The sequence below is a fragment of the Mesobacillus sp. genome (genome assembly GCF_049588175.1).
Classification (GTDB): domain Bacteria; phylum Bacillota; class Bacilli; order Bacillales; family Cytobacillaceae; genus Mesobacillus.
The window spans coordinates 1-2,755 of the sequence record NZ_JBAVFI010000524.1; the positions used below are offsets into that span (position 1 = coordinate 1).

The 2,755-nt window shown below is 44.4% G+C and carries 2 protein-coding genes; one reads left to right on the forward strand and one right to left on the reverse strand.

The features are described from left to right. A partial coding sequence (locus WB217_RS12790) for an MFS transporter (RefSeq protein ID WP_423993599.1) occupies positions 1–1,072 on the reverse strand: 1,072 nt, incomplete at its 3' end. Positions 1,073–1,331: 259 nt separating this feature from the next. Here WB217_RS12790 and WB217_RS12795 point away from each other — a divergent pair. Then, on the forward strand, positions 1,332–2,755 hold a 1,424-nt coding region (locus tag WB217_RS12795; RefSeq protein WP_423993600.1), incomplete at its 3' end, for a 3'-5' exonuclease.

The following is a 2,755-nucleotide window of genomic DNA, read 5'->3' on the forward strand; positions in this document are numbered from 1 at the left end:
GCATGACTCCTTGGAATGATAAAAGAGCTGCTACTGGCGGTGCGAGGCTTGCACCACTCAATAGGATGAAGGAATAAAGCGATAGTGCTTTGGCCCGCTGCCGGCTGCCATAAAAGCCAATCAAGGTTATGGCTGTCGGAATCACAAGTGAGATGGAGGAAACGAAAAAAATTGAAAAAACAACTAAGTGAAGCGTGGAATGAAGGAACAGCAGCAGAAATGCACTTGTGGCACCAATTGCCAGGCCGACAATCAATGTCCGCAATTCTCCCCATCGATCCATCATTTTCCCGGTGAAAAGCGATAAGGAAGCACCAATCAAGCCAACAAGCCGGATCATCAGAAGGTCTGAGGGCGGACCGACAAAGTACCTGCCGATTGAATCGTAAAATGCAATGATTGAAAATAGAAGCGAAAACGTAATGATATAGCATTTCATTAAGCGCGAATCGGATAATAAGTTAAAAAACACGCTCCATAGCGGCCTGCTTTCCACTTCAGGTCTTGGAGATTCTTTTAGCAAAAAAAAAGCAATCACAAACAAGATAAAATAGACTCCAGAGAAAAAAATATAAACACTGTTCCAGGAATACAGGCTTGCAAGAAAAGCGCTGGCGACCTGTCCGAAGATGCCGGCGATTAAAAAACCTGTATTGATTAAAACGACAAGAATTGTCCTTTGTCTGAAGGTGAATACATCGTAAGTATAGGCGAATGCGACAGAAGCGAAGGTTGCAAGAGTCAGTCCCTGCAGCGAGCGGGTGACCCAGAGGCTGAAAGAGCCGGTGGAAAAACCGACAGCAAGAGTTGTCAGCGCAGATGCCAAAAGTCCATAGACAAGGATTTTCCTGCGGCCAGTAAAGTCAGACACCGGTCCAAAGGAAAGAAGGCCGCATGCATAGAAAAAGGTAAACAGGCCGCCGGCTAACACAACATGGGACTCCTCTATGGCAAGATTGTCCGCCAGGATGGAATAGATTGGGATTAACGTATAAATATTGCTCGCTACCATAATTGCACTTAACGTAAGTAGGATTGACACTTTTTGAAAAAAGGTTATGGATTTCATCATGATCACCTGCCAACAATACTATATGCTTTTGCCCATCGGATTGCAGGTTGTTTTGGGAAAAATTAACGGACTCTTTGCTTCCATAACCAGGTGTAAAAAAGGTATAATAAATTCATATACAGAACAATTGTTTGGCAGCAGGAATACATCCAAAGGCGCATAGAATGAAGCGCCTTTTTCAATTTTTATATGACGAAAAATTCTATGCTATCATCAACATAAGAGACTTTTATTTTAATAGGGAGAAAGGGGAAGTCAGATGTCTGTACGTTTGGTATTAGGGCGCTCAGGGAGCGGGAAAACCGAGCTGATCATTCAAGAAATTAAGAATAGGCTAATTGCTGATCCGCAGGGTGACCCGGTCATCTATCTTGTTCCAGAGCAAATGTCGTTCTTGTCAGAATATCGGTTATCCACCGATCCAGAGCTCGGGGGAATGATCAGGGCACAGGTGTACAGCTTTCCTCGTCTTGCCTGGAGGGTTCTTCAAGAAACAGGCGGTTTTACTCGCCAGCATTTGGATAGTGTCGGAATCAGCATGATGATCCGCAAAATTATAGAAGATAAAAAAGACGACCTGAAGATCTTTCAAAAAGCAGCTGACAAAAATGGCTTCGTCCAGCAAATGGAACAAATGCTGATCGAGTTTAAGCGTTATGCAATCAAACCGGAAGAGCTTGCCGGAAAAATGGCGGGTACTTCCGAAGGCAATAAGGCGCTTGGCGATAAAATCCATGACCTGGAGCTTGTTTACAGGAAATTTGAAGATGAACTGTTTGGTAAATATATTGACTCAGAGGATTACTTCAAGCTACTTGCAGAAAAAGTGCCTGCTTCTGAGTATTTGAAAAATGCAGAAGTCTATATAGATGGGTTTTACAGCTTCACCCCCCTTGAGCTGATGATTATTGATCAGCTGATCGGTACGTGTAAAAGAGTAACCATTGCCCTGCCAGTTGATGAGAATTTTAAAGACGAACAGCCGGATGAACTCCATTTGTTCAGGGTCACCGGTGAAACATGCCGAAACCTGCACGATATGATTAAGACAAAGGGGTATGACCTGGAAGAAGAGGTTATTCTGACAGAACAGAAGCGATGGCACGAGGAGTCTTTAAAGCATCTCGAGAGCGAATTCGATTCCAGGCCAGCCTCAAGGTTTAATGGAGAGGCAGCTATCCATATTGCCCAGGCAGCCAACAGAAGAGCAGAAATAGAAGGTGTTGCCCGGAAGATACGAGGACTTGCTAGAGAAAAGGGCTATCGATACCGGGATATTGCGGTACTTATGAGAGGCAGCGACTATCGGGAAGTGCTTGAAACGATTTTTGATGACTACGGTCTTCCTTACTTTATAGACCAGAAAAGAAATATGCTGAACCATCCGCTGGTCGAGCTTGTTCGTTCCAGCCTTGAAACGGTATTGGGAAATTGGCGGTATGAACCGATTTTCAGGGCAGTAAAAACGGACCTGTTATTCCCTGCTGGAGCAAACATCAACAAAATGCGCGAACAGATGGACATTCTTGAGAATTATGCTCTTGCCTATGGTATCCAAGGTGAAAAATGGACGAAAAAGGATCGCTGGAAATACAGGCGGATCAGAGGCCTTGAATTTGACGGCGCTGTACAGACTGATGCTGAAAAGCAGACTGAACAGGAGCTGAATGACCTGAGGCTGCT